Origin of the sequence: Paenibacillus sp. MER 180 (assembly GCF_023713665.1) — a bacterium.
GTDB lineage: Bacteria > Bacillota > Bacilli > Paenibacillales > Paenibacillaceae > Paenibacillus_B > Paenibacillus_B suaedae.
Genome location: NZ_JAMAVT010000017.1, coordinates 44,648 through 61,300 on the forward strand (window position 1 = coordinate 44,648; position 16,653 = coordinate 61,300).

Annotated in this window: 18 protein-coding genes and 1 pseudogene; 18 read left to right on the forward strand and 1 reads right to left on the reverse strand. The window is 44.3% G+C overall.

Translation table 11 applies throughout. The features are described from left to right. Positions 1–187: 187 nt before the first annotated feature. The 3 genes from M3661_RS23320 to M3661_RS23330 all read left to right on the forward strand — a co-directional run bounded on the left by M3661_RS23320 (position 188) and on the right by M3661_RS23330 (position 1,982). Positions 188–754, forward strand: coding sequence for a GNAT family N-acetyltransferase (locus M3661_RS23320; RefSeq protein WP_251489088.1), 567 nt, complete (start codon positions 188–190; stop codon positions 752–754). Positions 755–927: 173 nt separating this feature from the next. Beyond that, positions 928–1,353, forward strand: coding sequence for a GNAT family N-acetyltransferase (locus M3661_RS23325; protein ID WP_065292695.1), 426 nt, complete (start codon positions 928–930; stop codon positions 1,351–1,353). A 92-nt stretch (positions 1,354–1,445) separates the two neighbouring features. Then, a complete protein-coding gene (locus M3661_RS23330) occupies positions 1,446–1,982 on the forward strand; it encodes a GNAT family N-acetyltransferase (RefSeq protein ID WP_251489090.1) in 537 nt (178 codons plus the stop codon). Positions 1,983–2,404: 422 nt separating this feature from the next. Here M3661_RS23330 and M3661_RS30570 read toward each other — a convergent pair. Continuing rightward, positions 2,405–2,503, reverse strand: a pseudogene (locus tag M3661_RS30570) (exosporium protein C); the annotation flags it as partial. 170 nt (positions 2,504–2,673) lie between these two features. On the opposite strand from M3661_RS30570, the gene M3661_RS23340 reads away from it, so the two are divergent. From M3661_RS23340 to M3661_RS23410, 15 genes are all read left to right on the forward strand, one after another. Beyond that, positions 2,674–3,786, forward strand: a complete 1,113-nt coding sequence (locus M3661_RS23340) for a Gfo/Idh/MocA family protein (RefSeq protein ID WP_251489093.1) — start codon at positions 2,674–2,676, stop codon at positions 3,784–3,786. 91 nt (positions 3,787–3,877) lie between these two features. Beyond that, positions 3,878–4,393, forward strand: coding sequence for a DinB family protein (locus M3661_RS23345; protein WP_397376547.1), 516 nt, complete (start codon positions 3,878–3,880; stop codon positions 4,391–4,393). Positions 4,394–4,468: 75 nt separating this feature from the next. Beyond that, complete coding sequence (locus M3661_RS23350; protein ID WP_065292901.1) at positions 4,469–4,897, forward strand: GNAT family N-acetyltransferase; 429 nt, start codon at positions 4,469–4,471, stop codon at positions 4,895–4,897. Positions 4,898–5,138: 241 nt separating this feature from the next. Beyond that, positions 5,139–5,540, forward strand: coding sequence for a DUF5360 family protein (locus M3661_RS23355; RefSeq protein ID WP_251489096.1), 402 nt, complete (start codon positions 5,139–5,141; stop codon positions 5,538–5,540). Further along, the gene (locus M3661_RS23360) at positions 5,533–6,087 is read left to right on the forward strand and encodes a TetR/AcrR family transcriptional regulator (protein ID WP_251489098.1); all 555 of its coding nucleotides are present in this window, start codon (positions 5,533–5,535) and stop codon (positions 6,085–6,087) included. The genes M3661_RS23355 and M3661_RS23360 overlap by 8 nt, the downstream gene beginning before the upstream one ends. A 297-nt stretch (positions 6,088–6,384) precedes the next feature. After that, positions 6,385–6,555, forward strand: coding sequence for a hypothetical protein (locus tag M3661_RS23365; RefSeq protein WP_251489173.1), 171 nt, complete (start codon positions 6,385–6,387; stop codon positions 6,553–6,555). 242 nt (positions 6,556–6,797) lie between these two features. Then, positions 6,798–7,352 carry a GNAT family N-acetyltransferase gene (locus M3661_RS23370; protein WP_065292904.1) on the forward strand — a complete coding sequence of 185 codons (555 nt, stop codon included), beginning with the start codon at positions 6,798–6,800 and terminating at the stop codon, positions 7,350–7,352. A 3-nt stretch (positions 7,353–7,355) separates the two neighbouring features. Continuing rightward, on the forward strand, positions 7,356–7,895 hold the full coding sequence (locus tag M3661_RS23375) for a histidine phosphatase family protein (RefSeq protein WP_251489101.1): 540 nt from the start codon (positions 7,356–7,358) through the stop codon (positions 7,893–7,895). 619 nt (positions 7,896–8,514) lie between these two features. Continuing rightward, positions 8,515–9,087, forward strand: coding sequence for a cysteine hydrolase family protein (locus M3661_RS23380; RefSeq protein WP_251489102.1), 573 nt, complete (start codon positions 8,515–8,517; stop codon positions 9,085–9,087). A gap of 140 nt (positions 9,088–9,227) precedes the next feature. Next, a complete protein-coding gene (locus tag M3661_RS23385; protein WP_251489169.1) occupies positions 9,228–9,725 on the forward strand; it encodes a DinB family protein in 498 nt (165 codons plus the stop codon). A 280-nt stretch (positions 9,726–10,005) separates the two neighbouring features. Further along, complete coding sequence (locus tag M3661_RS23390) at positions 10,006–10,620, forward strand: superoxide dismutase (RefSeq protein WP_251489104.1); 615 nt, start codon at positions 10,006–10,008, stop codon at positions 10,618–10,620. A gap of 130 nt (positions 10,621–10,750) precedes the next feature. Next, entirely contained in the window at positions 10,751–11,413 is a 663-nt protein-coding gene (locus M3661_RS23395) for a helix-turn-helix transcriptional regulator (protein ID WP_251489105.1), read from the forward strand. A gap of 406 nt (positions 11,414–11,819) precedes the next feature. Then, positions 11,820–12,347 carry a GNAT family N-acetyltransferase gene (locus M3661_RS23400; RefSeq protein WP_174808750.1) on the forward strand — a complete coding sequence of 176 codons (528 nt, stop codon included), beginning with the start codon at positions 11,820–11,822 and terminating at the stop codon, positions 12,345–12,347. Positions 12,348–12,537: 190 nt separating this feature from the next. Then, positions 12,538–15,321, forward strand: coding sequence for an S-layer homology domain-containing protein (locus M3661_RS23405; protein ID WP_251489107.1), 2,784 nt, complete (start codon positions 12,538–12,540; stop codon positions 15,319–15,321). 323 nt (positions 15,322–15,644) lie between these two features. Then, positions 15,645–16,634: an ABC transporter substrate-binding protein gene (locus tag M3661_RS23410; protein WP_065292936.1), complete on the forward strand. Its 990-nt coding sequence runs from the start codon at positions 15,645–15,647 to the stop codon at positions 16,632–16,634. Positions 16,635–16,653: the final 19 nt, after the last annotated feature.

The following is a 16,653-nucleotide window of genomic DNA, read 5'->3' on the forward strand; positions in this document are numbered from 1 at the left end:
TTGAATAAGAATGCTACCTTCGTCATCGTTTGCACAATTAAGAGTCCCCTCATCTGCCTTTATATGCTTGACCTTAACGCTGGGATAAAGTGTATGTTGTAAACAAGAAATATCGTCGGCAATCGGAAGGATGAGGGGACGAAATTTCTTAGCGTGTAATGACATCCTATTAATGAGGTGAGAGGGAATGAATGAAAAGCAGGTTGTTCGAATCGGAAGTAGAGTTCGTTTACGCAATATTACATTAGACGATATACATCAATTATATTCGTTCATATACGGTGAAGCAGCGCCGGAATGGAAGAAGTGGGACGCTCCGTACTATCCTCTTGAGAGCAAGAGTTATGAAGAATATCAAGAAGAGATGACAAGATTTATAGATATGGATCCGAAGCCTACGCCTGAAATGTTAATAGAAGTGAACGGCGAGATAATCGGCTTTGTGAGCTATTACTGGGAACACAAGCCATCCAATTGGCTGGAGATCGGCATTGTAATCTATAATCCACAGTATTGGAATGGAGGATACGGAACAGAAGCATTGCGTTTATGGATCGATCATTTATTTGCCGAACTGCCGCTCGTAAGAATCGGTCTGACGACCTGGTCCGGCAACGAGAGGATGATAAGGGTCGCCGAAAAGCTTGGCATGACATGCGAAGGGAGACTTCGAAAGTGCCGGTTATACAATGGGTTATATTACGATTCTATTCGTATGGGCATGCTGCGCGAAGAGTGGGAGCAACAGGGCTGAGCTCAGAATCGATCATTTTCTATAATGACATGGAAGGATTCAGGGTCAAGGTCATTTTTGAATCGAAGTATGCACTTTGTTTTGGATGATACTCGTGTATACTCAAGATATATGCTGTTTGAGCTTATGCAGAAATGTAGGCACTAATCTATGAAAGATGGGGGCTATGAGATATGCCAGATAACTACAGTGTTTCACGTGGTACAACTGAGGAAGCTGAATATGTACGAAATAAACTGATTGAGTTCAATAAAAAGATTGTCCCAAATGTTAGATTCGAAGAGGTTCATCTTTGTGTCAAAAATGATACAGGCGAAATTATCGCCGGACTTAACGGTATCGTATGCTGGAATTGGATGGAGATCGATATTTTGTGGGTGGATGAAGGACATCGCGGAGAAGGCCATGGCGCGCAATTGCTGCAGGAAGCAGATCGCATCGCCAGAGAAAAGAACTGCACCTTCATAACCTTGAATACGTTCAGCTTTCAGGCGCCGGAATTTTACAAAAAGTATGGCTATGAAGCAATTGCGATTATTGAGGACGCACCGATTGGCTTTCGGCACCACTTCTATAAGAAGGGTCTGCTAGCAAAATAATAATTTCCATCCATTTATCGGTTGCGGTTGCGAACATGCGGCACTACTAACTACAGCGTAACAATAAATCACGATTGAGTGGAGAATGGAACATGTCTTACATATATCGCAGTTTAACGATTGATGAGTGTGAACGAATCCAAGAAATTAATCCGTCTCAGTACATCAAAAGGGCATGGCGGGAAGTTGATGGTGTACGTCAACTAATCGAAATCAATTATCAAGAGAATGATTGGCCTGATGGCTATGAGCATTACCTCTCGAAATTGAAACAAACCATCAATCAGGATGGCTGTGCGGTTGGCGTATTTGAGGATACGGGAAAATTGGTCGGGTTCGGAACGATCAATCGAGAGATGTTTGGGCAAGCATACAAGTATGTACTGCTAGACTCTTTATTTATTTCTTTAGAGTATCGCAATAAGGGGATCGGCAAAGTATTATTCCGGACTTGTGCCGAAACAGCGAGAGAATGGGGAGCAGATAAAATTTATATTTGCGCCGGCTCTGCAGAGGATACAATCGCATTCTACTGCGCATTGGGATGTAAGGAAGCAGCGGAAGTAAATGAAAAGCTGTATGAAAGCGACCCGAGAGATATGCAGCTGGAGTATCATCTATCATCATAAATACGAATCCCTCCTGAGCTAGGTTGCGGATATGAATGCAAGGTTGGCAGCATTACGAATTGAGCTGAGAGCGTATCGGACTCCTTCGTTCCGCCTGTTCGGCCATTCGCAACAAGTTATGAGCCCTATGGGTGGCACTTCGACATGCTAACATAGAGCTGAAGCGGCAATCTGTCTCCCTGTTTTATGAGAGCAGAATGCCGTTTTTTATGAAAAGTAATACAAGGCCATCGCCACTATTCAATTTATCCTGTTCGATATGCTGGCTTGTGAGTTCTTATAAGATTGATTGAATAGGATTGAGTGCTGGAATAATGCAATTGCTAGTGTTTATCATGATGCGGTATGCTTAGATTAGAAATAAGATCCAAATACAACCTTAGGAATATAACGATCCTATTGAAGATATAGAAAAATATCTATTAGTTTCTTGTTTTAACAGCTAAACCACTAAACGATATTGGCCCAACGATATCGGCTCTTGTATTTGCAGTACGGTTTTCTGCTGTGACCGTATGAACGGCAGCTTTATCGAGAATACGTGCCAAACCTATCAACTCCATTTGTTTGATAGTAGTAAGATATGCTGAACTAAGAGCGAATGCTTGGACAATTTTGTGTGCGGTTTGGAAGAATACGAGGAATTCATGTCATGGATTTGGTGAAATGATATCATTTGAGGAGATATCACATGAGAACGATTAAGCTAGGCATGATTGGCAGCGGGCATGTGAGCAACCGCTATTTTGAACAAGCAGCTGGGCTGGAAGGCGTGCAATTTGTCGCTACTTATTCCAGAAATCTGTACAATGCAGAGAGAAAAGCAGAAGAATATGGAGTTCCTAGCTGGTATGATGATTATCGTGAAATGATGGACAAGGAGCAGTTGGATGGCGTCGTCGTCACAACCCCTCATTCGATACATGCGGAACCCGTGCTCGCTGCACTTGAAAGAGGGCTTCATGTGCTCAATGAGAAGCCAATGGCAACCTCGCTGGAAGAATGTCGGCGTATGGTTGCTCTAGCTGAAGAGAAACAAGTGATATTAGTGAACTTGCCGTATGATTTGCATCCCGTGTATCTGACGGCTGCCGATTATGTGAATGAACGATATATTGGGAAGATTACCGGTGCGGAGGCGCAGTTGTCTCTGTCGGGGCCATGGAGAGACAACTGGTATTATGATAAATCTGTCGCGCATGGCGGAGCGGTTCTGGATTGTTTGGTATATCCACTTAGCCGCCTAGTCGGCCTATTAGGGCCTGCCGTCAGTGTTATGGCAGAAGTGAATACACTGATACCAAATCGAATCGTCGGTGATGGCAAGAAGGTGTCCAGTGATGTAGATGACAATGTGACGCTGATCCTGCAATTTGCCGGAGGACAGCATGCGGTTATTCGCTCCTTATGGGGGATGGCATTTAAGCAGAACAACACGATCATTTACGGCCGCAAGGGGACGATAGCATTGAATGATAGTGGCTATCCGCTTGTGATTCATTCGCCTGATCAAGTAATTCGAGGTGCGGAGCGAGTAAGCTGGCGAGGACTTGAGAATTGTTATCTCCCACGAGACGAATTCGCACTGCATCAAAGTGAAAATGTAATCGGTTACTTTGCTCATTGCCTTCGTACAGGAGAACAGCCTATTCAATCCACGAAGCAGCAGTTGCATGTCCACGAGATTATGTTCGGGGCTTATCGTTCTGCAGAATCCGGACAGCGGTATCCGTTGACTACAACCTTTACTCCGTGGAGTCAATTGGATTTTGCAATATTCGATACTCGCCGCGGTTATTTGTAAATATCCTTACGGAAACAAAGGTTGAATTAGTATCCTGCGGAGCGGGCTGTATACCAATAAAAGGGGGAAGAAGACAATGGATATGGAAGATTTGTATCTGATCACCGATAAGGCAGGCTTTACTCCGGAAATGAGCAGGCTCATCTCGATGATGAATTATGCGCGCTACACAACAATGAAGACGGTAGAGGGATTAAGTCAGGCACAATTGGATTACGTGATGGATCCACACAGCAATTCCATTGGAGCGTTGCTATACCATATGGCTGCTGTTGAATATGCGTATCAAGCATTTACATTCGAGAATCGTGAATTAAGCGAGCAGGAACTGTTAACGTGGGGAGCCGCATTAGAGTTAGGGGAAAAAGGCCAGCAGATGATTCATGGGCATGATCTGAACTTCTATATAACGTTGTTGGACGAAGTTAGACAGCGTACACTCGATGGATTCAAGAGCAGAAATGATGAGTGGCTGCATGAAGCGGCTCCTTTCTGGCATGGCAAACCTGCGAACAACTATTTCAAATGGTTCCATGTGTTTGAGGATGAAATAAATCACCGCGGGCAGATGAGATTCATAAAAAAGAGACTCCCTCAGAATTTGTAGCTGGCAGCGATCACGTATATGATCCTGAAGTAAATCTTCTACTTGCAGGGAGATCTAATGATTGGAGAGTCATACATGAGCAGCAATTATACAATCGAGCTAAGAATACCTACTGTACTTGAGTATGAAAAAATATGCAGTGCAGTCGGATGGAAAGAGTATATGAACTTTGATGTGGTCGAGGAATCGCTTCGCAATTCTCTGTTTGGCGTCGTTGTGCGTGATCAAGAAGAGATTGTGGGGATGGGAAGAGTTGTAGGGGACGGACAGATTTATTTTTATATCCAGGATATCGCTGTAGCTCCTGAGCATCAGGGTAATGGAGTCGGTAAACTGATTATGGAGACGATCAAAGCCTATCTGGAAGAAGCGGCACCAGATAAATCGTTCGTTGGATTATTTGCTTCGAAAGGTAAAGAAAATTTCTACGAGCAATACGGCTTCCATAACCATGATGGGATGACTGGGATGTTCGGCGTGATTCACAATCGCAAGTTGCAATAATAATAGACAAACATGCCCTGAAGTGAGGGCATGTTTTTTTTATGCGCATTCCTATCCGAACCCCACTTTCGGCTTATGAGTGTAAGAGCTAGGTGTAGTTCATTCTCCCTTCGGATATCTTTTTTTTCGTTTCCTCTTGATTCATGATGCGGAGAAGGATATGATGGAAATCACGGAAAACGTAATGTTTTAAATGTTTTCCACGCCGATTTCTTTACATCATTTTCAAGGAGAGAGTAGAATGGGGAAAACATTGAAAGGTCTTATGCTGTTCACGGATATTGGGTTTATTGTCTATTGGACGATTACGTTCATAGGATGGATTCCGAAGGAGTATCTCTATCAAGATTACAGCAATGAACTGCTCGTAGCATGGAATATGTCTTTCATTCCGTTGGACTTGTTCATATCGGTGACGGGGATTTTAAGTATTTACTATTATCACAAGAAAAAGCCAGCTTGGTCAGCGCTGTGCTTCACATCATTGCTGCTTACTTCCTGTTCGGGGTTACAAGCCATCGCATTCTGGTCAATTCGGCAAGATTTCGATATGATGTGGTGGACACCGAACCTGTTTCTTCTCTTCTATCCACTATTCTTTTTGGCGAAAGTAATGAAAAGGGAGCGCAATTGTTATGCATAATCGTATCGCAGGAGCTGCGATTGAGGAGATTAAAATTCGAGGCTTGAAGTTTGCCATCCGCGATGTAGCAAGCAGACTTGGAATTAGCACGAAGACATTGTATCAGCATTTTGAATCCAAGGAACAACTCATTACGTGCTTAATTGAGCGATCGATTCAAGAGATGAGAGATTCTGAAGCGCGCATGATGCGAGATGAATCCTTATCGATTGTACAAAAGCTTGAGCAAGCCCTGATGATGCTTCCGAGCGCGTTTGCGTTTACGGACATCCGTACATTGGACGAGTTGAAGAAGCTGTATCCTGAACAATGGAAGCTTGTAGATGCCTATGTCCAAGAAGGTTGGGATAATATTCGATTACTAATAGAAGAGGGCATCCAAGCGCAAGTCATTCGTCCATTCGATATGGAGTTATTCATTGACATGTACATAGGCGCGCTATATCAATTGATGGATCGCAGGACAAGGGAAGGAAATCAGTTGTCATTAGACGGGGCGCTGCGAAGAACCGTAGATATGCTCATGTACGGAGTGATAGTGAAATAAAGCGGAGACCAGGCAGCTCTTGCAGGAGGACGTTGAACACGTCGAACTGTGAAAGGCTGCTTTATTATAAGTTGTTTCACTCATATTCATGTTTGCTGCTTATTACTCGTTGGTTTGAGTAAAGAAGCGTCTTGCACAGTCGTTTCCAATATAATGAACTTGCGTTATACTTAATGGTAGTATGAGTTAGCTTTCTCCGGCCTATTGTAATGCAGCAGGAAAGGCAGCAGCAATGACTGCATATGGTGCTCAGCATGGCTCATTCATGTAAAATACGATACTGAGGTGTTACGAGCAGTGAGTAATATGTATGGCGGATATACACTTGGATGGGGGACGTTGGCCCTGATTAATGCAGGATTGGCACAAACGAAAAATAGAAGAGGGTTGAATTGGTTTTTGATCTCCTTGCTGATTGGGCCTTTGGCAACATTCTTTATCGTCATATCTGAGAAGAAGAATTCTTAGACGTCTACATTTGATCCGATCATGAACACGAATACGAAACTACGAAATCCCATCGCATATAGAGAACTATTTTCCTCTCAATTATACATATCATAATTCGTTTCGAAAAACGATGCAGCCTTCATGAATGGGAACAGAAGCCATTGTCTCTACTCGTGAAGGTTTTCTTTTTTTCATAACTCAACATACTTCATATCAAGCAGCAGAGAAAGTACAAATCAAGATGGAAATGGAGGCGTGAGATGTCAACCATTTTTCAAACCGAGAGCTTAGTCATGAAGCAAATTGATGAAGTCCATGCCGAGCAGGTGGTAGACTACATGGTGCGAAATCGAGAATTTCTGTCAGCGTGGGAGATTAAGAGAGAGCCAGCCTTCTATACGATGGAGTGGCAAACAAAAGTACTGCGAGAAGAACGCATTCAATATGAGAGAGGGTACTTGTTCAAATTATGGATATATGAACTAGACGATACGGAGCGAATTATTGGTTCTATAGCACTTAGTAATATCATTAGAGGGGCATTTCAATCCTGCCATCTAGGTTATAAGCTGGATAAGGATTTGCAAGGAAGAGGGTACATATCTGAGGCGTTGACCGTGATGATTGAAATCGCATTTCGTGATTTGGAGCTCCATCGTATCGAAGCCAACATCATGCCGCATAACAAGGCTTCACTTAGAGTAGTGGAGAAGCAGGGATTTCAATTCGAGGGATTAGCCAAGAAATATCTTAAAATTAATGGGAAATGGGAAGACCACATCCATATGGTGTTGTTGAATGAGGAGATGGAGTAGGGAATGAAGATTGGGCTAGTGAGACATTTTCCCGTTCAGTGCAAACCGGAGAAGAAGTGGATGAGCTCCGCGGATTTCAATCATTGGGTTGAGCAGTATGATCAAGCGAAGGTTGTTCTTGGCGATCCTCTTCATGACAACACGGCGTGGGATCTATGCGTGTCTAGTGATTTATCAAGAACAGTGACAACCGCCGAGCATATTTATAAAGGCAGAATTATCACAACTCACCGTCTTCGAGAGATTGGAATGCGTTCCGTGTTGCAATCGAATGTCAAGCTGCCGCACATTGTATGGATGATTTTGTCACGATTGGCGTGGCTATGCTCTCATCCATCACAAGAGGAGACGAAGCAGCAAACATTAACTAGGGTTAGCAAAGTAATTGATTGGATTGAGGAAGAAAATCAATCGAATGTGCTGATCGTATGTCATGGAGCATTGATGAAGGTTATGCATAAAGAGCTCATACGAAGGGATTACAAGGGCAAAGGAGATTGGAAGCCTCAAAACGGGAAAATGTATCTATATGTGAAGGGTTAGGGAAGATTGGAAGCAGTAGAAGCGTCGTCTTGTTCTTGAAATGCAGTAATGAAGATACATGCAAGATTGGATCAAGCGCGATCAATTAGGTTATCCTTGGTAAGGATGAAAGTATCATAATAATAAGGGGATACGCTGTGCCGAATGAGGAAGTTACCTTAAGAGATCTCGTTTTGGATAAACCATTTGCATATAAATTAAGTGTGATGTTGGAAAGTAGATTCATTAGTTATAAGTATTGCATGTTTATATCTCAGATATGCAAGAAACGAATTATCATGGGCTTCTTTCTTATGCAAATCAGGGGAGTATTCGGATGGGACAGGAAGCGTAAAGGAACCATGTGAGTATTTTTATGATTTATTGAATGATTTTGAAAGATCGGAATATAGCAGTGAACTAGAAAAACACCAATTGTTCGGAGTAGTTGAGAAATTCAGAAGTGATATTGATGCCATGAATCCAATTTATCAGATGTTCAGAGGATACTACAAAAAATATGTGAATCGTAATCTTTGATCATTACCTAGGAAATAATCGCGAGAAACATACAAGAAACCGAGATAGTGGTTAGCGCGGATTAATGCATCGGATTAGAAATAGCCAAGGAGGAAAAAAGGTGAGTAAAGACAAAGCGTTACTTATCATTGATGTTCAAATGGCAATGTTCGACGAATCTGATCCGGTACATGATGGTGAGGGGCTAATAGAGATACTCTGTCGTGTGCTTGCGGAAGCGCGTGCTGCAGGAGTTCCTGTTATTTACGTACAGCATAATGAAAACGAAGGCGCACCACTGGAGCCTGGTCAACCAGGATGGGACATCCATCATGCCATTAAACCGAAAGCTCATGATATTGTGATTCAGAAGAGGAAGCCAGATTCCTTCTATGGGACAACATTGAAGCAGGAACTGGATGATAGAGGCATTCGTGAATTAATCATTGCAGGCATGCAGACCGATGTATGCGTGGATACGACATGCCGCTGTGCGTACAGCCATGGATACAAGATTACGCTATTGAGCGACGCCCATCGTACATGGCCGAGCAGCGGGCTGACCGCAGATCAGATCATTGCGCACCACAATGCTGTACTTCGATTATTTGCAGATGTGAAAGAAAGCAAGTATGCCTTCGGATCGAATTTGGAGTCGGAGTCAGTAGATTCTTCGGTGTCAAGGGAGACTTAGGGGCGTATAGAACGGAGCGGCTTCGAACAGGAGAAGAAGTATGAAATGCAATATGGAAATGATTCGAATGACAATGAAACAGGACAGATCGTAAATGTCTGTGTTCCAAATGACCTAACATTGAATATGGAGGGATCGCCCTGCAGACCTTTGTCCGTTATAACTGGACGGTTCGAGAACAATGGTATCAATGGTGTAAAGATATCCCCTACGAGGAACTGGTTCGTCCGCGAATAGGTGGAGTCGGTGGAATCTTGCCCACGCTGTTCCATGTGGTTGACGTGGAGTGGAGCTGGATTCGTGTACTGCAAGGAAAGAAGGACTTTGAAGAAGGATTTGAGAAGTACAATACGCTTGAGAAAATCATTCAGCTAGATGAACAGTTTCGGCCTGAAGTAGAAGAATTTGTTTGCTCATGGAATGACAGCATGGAGACACGTCCTTTTTATGATCATCGTCCAGATGGTACTGTACTTGTGTATGCATGGGGAGAAGTGATACGGCATACTATTTCCCATCACATTCACCATATCGGTCAGTTATCGGTCTGGGCAAGAGAAGTCGGGAAGCAGCCAGTGTCGGCTAATATGATTCGAAAAAACCTTATTCAACCAAACATGACCGCAGATCATTTGTAATAGATATGTTACCTACAGCAATGGGACGAAGAAAGAACAGCCGGTTTCCAGCCTGTTCTATTGTACGAAGCTATTGCATGTCAACAAAATAGGTAGTTGAGTGAAGACAATCCATTCGAGGCGTTCGAAGGGTGCGTCTTTTTTTTATTGAAATACGTGAACCATGTATCTCTCCTCAAATGTTTCCCTAAGGAAAAATAATTTACTATATACAAAAGTTTTGGGTAAATATATAATTAGAGGTATATCCGGATATACGAACCAAGAAGGAGATGATCGCATGAACGTATTTACATTGCCAGAACTTCCGTATGCATACGATGAGCTAGAGCCTCATCTGGATGCAAGTACGATGGAAATCCACCATGGGAAGCATCATGCTACTTATGTGGCTAATTTAAATAAGGCGTTGGAAGGTCAGAGGCAATTTGCAAATGCTTCGGTTGAAGAATTAATCAGCAACTTGAACGATGTACCGGAAGAAATACGTGCTGCGGTTCGCAACCAAGGCGGGGGACATTACGGGCACAGCTTATATTGGTCGATTATGAGTCCGACAGGCGGGGGCAATCCATATGGAGACATCGCTAAAGGGATCGAGAAGCACTTCGGCAGCTTCGAACAGATGAAGGATGAGCTGACGAAGGCGGCAATCAGCCGATTCGGATCTGGCTGGGGCTGGCTCGTCGTGAACGGAGATAAGCTTGAGGTGATGAGTACACCGAATCAGGACACACCGCTAATGGAGAACAAAACGCCTATTCTGGTGGTGGATGTGTGGGAGCATGCTTACTATCTGCAGTACCAGAATCGGAGACCGGACTTCGTGTCCTCCTGGTGGAATGTAGTGGATTGGGAAGAAGTGAACCGTCGCTACAATGAAGCCGCACGTTAACAACAATACGATGTGCGTAAACTTTGCGGAAGCAGGACGCTGCTTTTGCAAGGTGTGGGCTGCATCTGCATCACAGCGATGGAATATACGGCGCTTGGAGCATTGAATGATTAGGGAAAGGAGCATGCGCATGAGTATGAGCCTAAATAGGAGTGTAGTAAATCTTTCCGGCCAAGACAGCACCTCCAGAGAAAAAGTATTGTTCTGGCTGAAAAAGCTCGGTACAGTCACAGTTCAGGATCTGATTGATCGGATGGATGTGACAGGCGTTGCAATTCGGCGATATATAACGGAACTGCAAGAAGAGGGGCACATCGTAACGAAGGTGCAGCGCCATCAGGTTGGCAGACCAACGCATTATTATCAACTGACTGATTCTGCATTAGAGCTGTATCCACGTCAATATGATGAACTAGCGACTGAACTGTTCGATGAGCTTGAGGCGCTGTACGGGGAAACGGGTGTGGCTTTGTTCTTCGAACAGAGAAGCACTAAGCTGAAACGACGATATGAAGATACAGTTACTGGAGAAACGCTAGAGGATCGGTTGGAGGCGCTCGTTCGAGTGCAAAATGAACAAGGCTACATGGCAAACGTGCATCCGAATGCAGATGGCTCCTTTTCCTTCGAAGAGAAGAACTGTCCGATTGCCAAAGTGGCGTGCAGGTACGGCCATGCCTGCCGCTGCGAGCTGCAATTATTTCGTTCCTTGCTCCAAGTCCAAGTAGAGCGTACAGCATGCATGGCTGAAGGTGGAAGTGTGTGCAGTTATCACATTATGCAAGATTCGTAAATGTAAAATCAATATTGGAGCATGTTCAATAAAGCTTCCCTAACAGGCTTTTCGAGCATGCTTTTTTGTTATCTTCACATTTAACTCATAACATCGGCATGTTTCGAATTATGACACTATCGTTAGCGTATGAATGGATGTATAATAATGGATGATGTTTTGCGGAAACCTTTTGCGGCCAATCTGCATCCAAGTAGTAGAACAATTGCATTAATGCGTCATTGCAATAATAGATTAGCATCTAAGAGGGAGGTGAAAGGGTAATCCATAATTGTAGAATCAGGATTCTAATGGCTGCCCGTCCTGCATTTTGCCTGAATGCCGCATGATAAGTCGCAGTTGGTTATACCAGCTGATGAAAAGCGATTTGGAATGACACATTCACGCAAAAATAGGAGGAAGTACAATGATAAACTATCAAGTAATGACGGAAGCTCAAGTGGACAAATTGAAGGAAATCGATCGCTCGGAGCATATTGAGCTGATTTATGAGATGCATGACGGCAAGATGACGGAAATCCATGCGAACCACGAATGTCCGAATTGGGACATCGAGCAGCTGCAGGAAATGGAAGCACGATATGTATACGAACTGCAGAACGGCGGAATGGCCGTCGGTGCTTTCGATGGAGACACCTTAGTAGGCTTCGGCGTATTGGCTCATCAATGGCGCGGGGAGCAGCACGACCAGCTTCAAGTTGATCTCATGTATGTATCTCGGACTCATCGCAGACAAGGGATCGGATCGCGCATTATGAATGAGCTGGCGGAAGAAGCGAGAAGAAGGGGCGCAAAGCACCTCTATGTTTCTTCAACGGAAACTCGCTCGGCGGTATCCTTTTACAAGAGCAATGGCAGCCAGTTGACGGATGAAGTAGATCCTGAGCTCTTCCAAAAAGAGCCGAAAGATATCCATATGCTGATTACGCTTTAGAAGTTATGTTACTTAGATAGGATTGTACGATGAAGTGCTGGCGCAATTTGCCAGCACTTTTGTATTTGTAAGTTTTCGTATTTATATGAACAATGTAGCCGAACGTGAAATCGAAGTAGCTTTTAACCGATAATATGAAATGAAATGAAAGTGAAAGTAAGGGAATATAGAAAAAGAGGGGGAAACGAAATTGAATTCGACAATGAAACGATTAATGTCAGTGTTGCTATGCCTTATGTTAGTCCTTACAGCTCATTCAGGTTCGGTTCAAGCCAAAGGGAATAATGGAAGTGTCGTTAGCGAACAGCAATATACACGTATCGGCGAGGATTACGACATACTTGACGAGAATGTGTTACTGGACAAAAAGGACGGTAGCATTTGGACTTGGGTCTTGAACAAAGATTATTTAGAAACTTTAGATTTCTATGTAGGTGAAATGTACCACATTCCGGGCTTGCAGGATGTGAAGCAATTTAGGTACAAATCGCGTGAGATAGACGGTAGAGATATTATTAACTACGTTGCGTTAAAAAAGGACGGAACCGTATGGTATTGGGACTCCAAAACTGGCGAAGCCGACGCCACTATTATACATAGCCCTATGAATACTCCGTCGCCCATCAAAGATTTGGATAACGTAACTTCAATCGTCGCCGATTTCTTCGACAGTTCTAACTTCAAGACCTTGTTCGTATTAAAATCAGACGGTTCGGTGTGGAGTTGGGGAAGCGAGATGGGCAATGCCTCGTCAATTCCCATTCAATCTAAGCTGCTTGATGATGTCGTATCCATAAAATCTGCACACGGTTTCGCATACGCGGTTAAAAAAGACGGTTCGGTGTGGAGATGGCGCACAAGTTCGTACCTTCCGGATTATATATCGGAAAACAAAGGTCCCGAACAGATTAAAGGACTTGTCAATATCGTTAATATACAGATAAGCAGTTATGAAAACTTTGCATTCAAGCAAGATGGCACGGTCTGGTCTTGGCCAGCGTATAAGCCTGAAGCGATCCCCAAGCAAATACACCAAGCAACAGGCGCTCGGGCTATGGTTGAGTTTAGCATGATGTCGCGCATGATGTTGCTAGATCAATTTATTGACACCATGTATTCTTTGCAAACGAATGATCAGCTTTGGTCCGTGTACAACGACGATAAAGTATTCCCCGGGCTTACGGATATCGCTACCATATACCTTAAGCACCGGGACAAATATTCTACATGGTATTATGCGTTCAAAAAGGACCAGACATTGTGGGCGTGGGATGATTATAATGCTTCCTTGCCAAAGCTTGTTGTGTTCACGAAAGGCACGGCGGGCATTCGCTCTGACATAGCAGAGAAACTAATTGGTGAGGGTTCCGGCACAGTAGAAAAATCAACTGGCGAGCGTCCCGGAATTAAAGAAAAACCAATTGGTAATCGTCCTGAGGCAGTAGTTCAGCCAGAAAAACGAACATCGCCTGAAATCAGCCTTTATCCATTTATAACGATGCTGCAGCCTGGCGAACAACAGCCCATAGTCGCGAGCAATGTGGTTCCTGGAACTCAGATCACGTACACCATTGAAAATTCGAGCATCGGAACCTTGGCTAATGTGAATGGCGTACCGGTTATAAAAGCGATCAACTCGGGACAAACCATTGTGCGCGCTACCATAAGCAGACCTGGTGTACCGAATGAGACGACTTATTTAGTACTGAATGTCGTGGGCGGCAACATGGTGTCCGATACGTATTTCACTGCCATTCGCTCTATTCCTGACGCTGACAAGCAGAATCCGGTTATGGTGGAAGGGCTGACGCAAGCGGGAGAGCTTGTGATCACAGCTGCAAGCAGCGAGAAGCTGACCCCAGTTAACGGCCAGTTCGTGTTAACATCCGAGCTGATTGCACGCTTAGCCAGCAATGTGTCAAAGGAGAAGTCACTGGTACAGCAGGCGCTGTCAGAAAATAAGATTGTTCCTGCGAGAGAGCTGATCGTGAACGCGGAAATACTGTCTTTGCCTGCACAAAATGAATATATGTTCAAACTTAATAAGGAAGGCTTAGTCGGCCGAAAGGATATTGACTATATTACCGTTCATACAGGGGATGCGAAACTCGTATTCAATGTTGCAACCGCAGAGCGCCTGTTCCATTCGCAACCGGTTATCGTCATTCACCTGGTAAAAGAGAGTAACGGCGGATATCGTGTACAATTTCAAAATGAGCAAGGGCAGGAGCTTTCGGGCATACCAAGTAATATTCAGCTCATTCTGCCTACTAGCCAAATCGATGCGACAAATACAAGTGTGTTCTATGTGAATGGGAAGGCTAGGGAGCCGATCGGTGGGAAGTATAATCCGTCCAAAAACGGCATGGAAGCGGAAATCAATCGTTCTGGAACCTATCTTGTAGAAGAGAATTCAAAATCATTCCCGGATATGAACGGCAGAGATCCAGAGTTGACGCAAGCGGTTCAGTTTCTAGGCTCCAAAGGAATCGTTTCTGGAAAAGGAAACGGCAATTTTATGCCCGATTCTCTGCTAACCCGTGCAGAGTTCACGACGATGCTGGTCAAAGTGTTTAACGCTATGGATGAAACGGCAAAGGAAAGCTTCTCGGACGTGGAGCCGCCGCAATGGCATTATCCATTTATCGCTTCTTCCGAAAAAAATCATATCGTTGAAGGTTATCCTGACGGCACCTTTAAGCCTGATCGTACGATAGAACGCCAAGAAATGACCGCTATTGGCGCAAGATTCCTGCATGAGAGGAAGCATTATTATTATCCTTCGAATCCGGAGGAGTACTTAAATCGATTTGTAGATAAAGAAACGGTATCCAAGTGGGCTAAGCCAACGATGTCCTTGGCGGTGAAGCAGCGCTTGATCGATGTTCCCGCCGATAAACAGATTAAAGCACGCGAGGCGGTTACACGCGGGGAAGCCGCACGAATGCTGTATCGTCTTTATTTACAGCTATAATCCTGCATTGACTTACAAGCGATACCAGCTTCGATATAAGTCGTTTATCTAGATAACTTCTAGCAGCTATTAGAGAAAAGAGCAACAAGTTCGTCGTATTTGAATGATTCGCTCTCGACTTGCTACCGCTCCATACTGATCGTTCCATACTTACCGCTCCACCTAGGAGCGGTTTTTTATTGTTTGTTTATCCGTACAACCGCCAAACTACTCCCTCTACTGGTGGTCAGGAAGAAACGGCTGGTAGTAACATGATTCTATTGATAATGGTTCTCAATATTGTCATTGATCAGTTTAAAACTCGCAAAGGGGAAGTAGAGAAGATGAAAACAATGAAACGATTCACGGTAATGTTATGTGCATGTCTGCTGCTGATTGCAGGATGCGGCAATCATGATGCCAATGATGCCAAGGAAAATGCAGACAAAGAGAAAGAAGTGGTACAGCAGACAGCTGCGGGCAATAAAGCAGCATCAGCGGCAGCGTACCCGCGAACGATTACACATTTGTCCGGCAAGACGATCGTGGAAGCGAAGCCGCTTAAGATCGCAACGCCTTATATATCCTTTGTCGATTATATGGCCGTATTGGACACCTATCCGATTGCCGGTCAAGGGATTGAGATTATTGAGCGGAATTTCCCCAGCTTGAGCAAGCGAATTGCAGGCAAAGGAATTCAGGACTTGGGGATGGAAGCCAATCTCGAGAAGCTGCTGGCAGTTCAGCCGGATTTAATCATCGCGGCAGATGATATGAAGGAGCAGTATGAGCGATTGTCGCAGATCGCCCCAACGGTTATTTTCCCGCAGGCTGGAGAATGGAGAGAAACGCTGAAGCAAATTGCGGAAGTCATTGGCGAGGAGGAGAAGGCTGAGCAGGTGCTCGCGGAATTCGATCGCAAGAGCGCGGAGTATAAGGAAAAGCTGGCGTTCCGCCAGAATGAGTCCGTTCTATTTACGATGTATAGCGGCAAAGAGATGTTTGTCATGTGGAATGATGGTCGATTTGATCCCTTCTACAAGGGACTTGGCTTGAAGCCAGTAGAAGCTGCAGAGGCGAACGGACAGATAACGCTCGAAAGCCTTGCTGCCTTGAACCCGGATCACTTGTTCGTCATCAACAACTGGCAGAATCCGGTCCAAGGCGGTGTTAGGGAAGCGATGAAGAACAGCAAGGTGTGGAGCAGCATGAATGCCGTCAAGAACAACCGGGTGTATGAGCTTGCAGACCCTTCACTGCCTGGGCCAATGGCATTGGCGAAGATCGACGGGATCGAAGAGATCATGCAAGCTATGGGGAAAAAGGATCAGTAAGATAGCGGGGTACATAGTT

What these genes read in the sequence shown, in the direction of transcription:
- M3661_RS23320 (WP_251489088.1), top strand. Translation starts at nt 188, where the DNA reads ATGAATGAAAAGCAGGTTGTTCGAATCGGAAGTAGAGTTCGTTTACGC.
- M3661_RS23410 (WP_065292936.1), top strand. Translation starts at nt 15,645, where the DNA reads ATGAAAACAATGAAACGATTCACGGTAATGTTATGTGCATGTCTGCTG.
- M3661_RS23375 (WP_251489101.1), top strand. Translation starts at nt 7,356, where the DNA reads ATGAAGATTGGGCTAGTGAGACATTTTCCCGTTCAGTGCAAACCGGAG.
- M3661_RS23370 (WP_065292904.1), top strand. Translation starts at nt 6,798, where the DNA reads ATGTCAACCATTTTTCAAACCGAGAGCTTAGTCATGAAGCAAATTGAT.
- M3661_RS23395 (WP_251489105.1), top strand. Translation starts at nt 10,751, where the DNA reads ATGAGTATGAGCCTAAATAGGAGTGTAGTAAATCTTTCCGGCCAAGAC.
- M3661_RS23350 (WP_065292901.1), top strand. Translation starts at nt 4,469, where the DNA reads ATGAGCAGCAATTATACAATCGAGCTAAGAATACCTACTGTACTTGAG.
- M3661_RS23325 (WP_065292695.1), top strand. Translation starts at nt 928, where the DNA reads ATGCCAGATAACTACAGTGTTTCACGTGGTACAACTGAGGAAGCTGAA.
- M3661_RS23355 (WP_251489096.1), top strand. Translation starts at nt 5,139, where the DNA reads ATGGGGAAAACATTGAAAGGTCTTATGCTGTTCACGGATATTGGGTTT.
- M3661_RS23400 (WP_174808750.1), top strand. Translation starts at nt 11,820, where the DNA reads ATGATAAACTATCAAGTAATGACGGAAGCTCAAGTGGACAAATTGAAG.
- M3661_RS23360 (WP_251489098.1), top strand. Translation starts at nt 5,533, where the DNA reads ATGCATAATCGTATCGCAGGAGCTGCGATTGAGGAGATTAAAATTCGA.
- M3661_RS23390 (WP_251489104.1), top strand. Translation starts at nt 10,006, where the DNA reads ATGAACGTATTTACATTGCCAGAACTTCCGTATGCATACGATGAGCTA.
- M3661_RS23330 (WP_251489090.1), top strand. Translation starts at nt 1,446, where the DNA reads ATGTCTTACATATATCGCAGTTTAACGATTGATGAGTGTGAACGAATC.
- M3661_RS23340 (WP_251489093.1), top strand. Translation starts at nt 2,674, where the DNA reads ATGAGAACGATTAAGCTAGGCATGATTGGCAGCGGGCATGTGAGCAAC.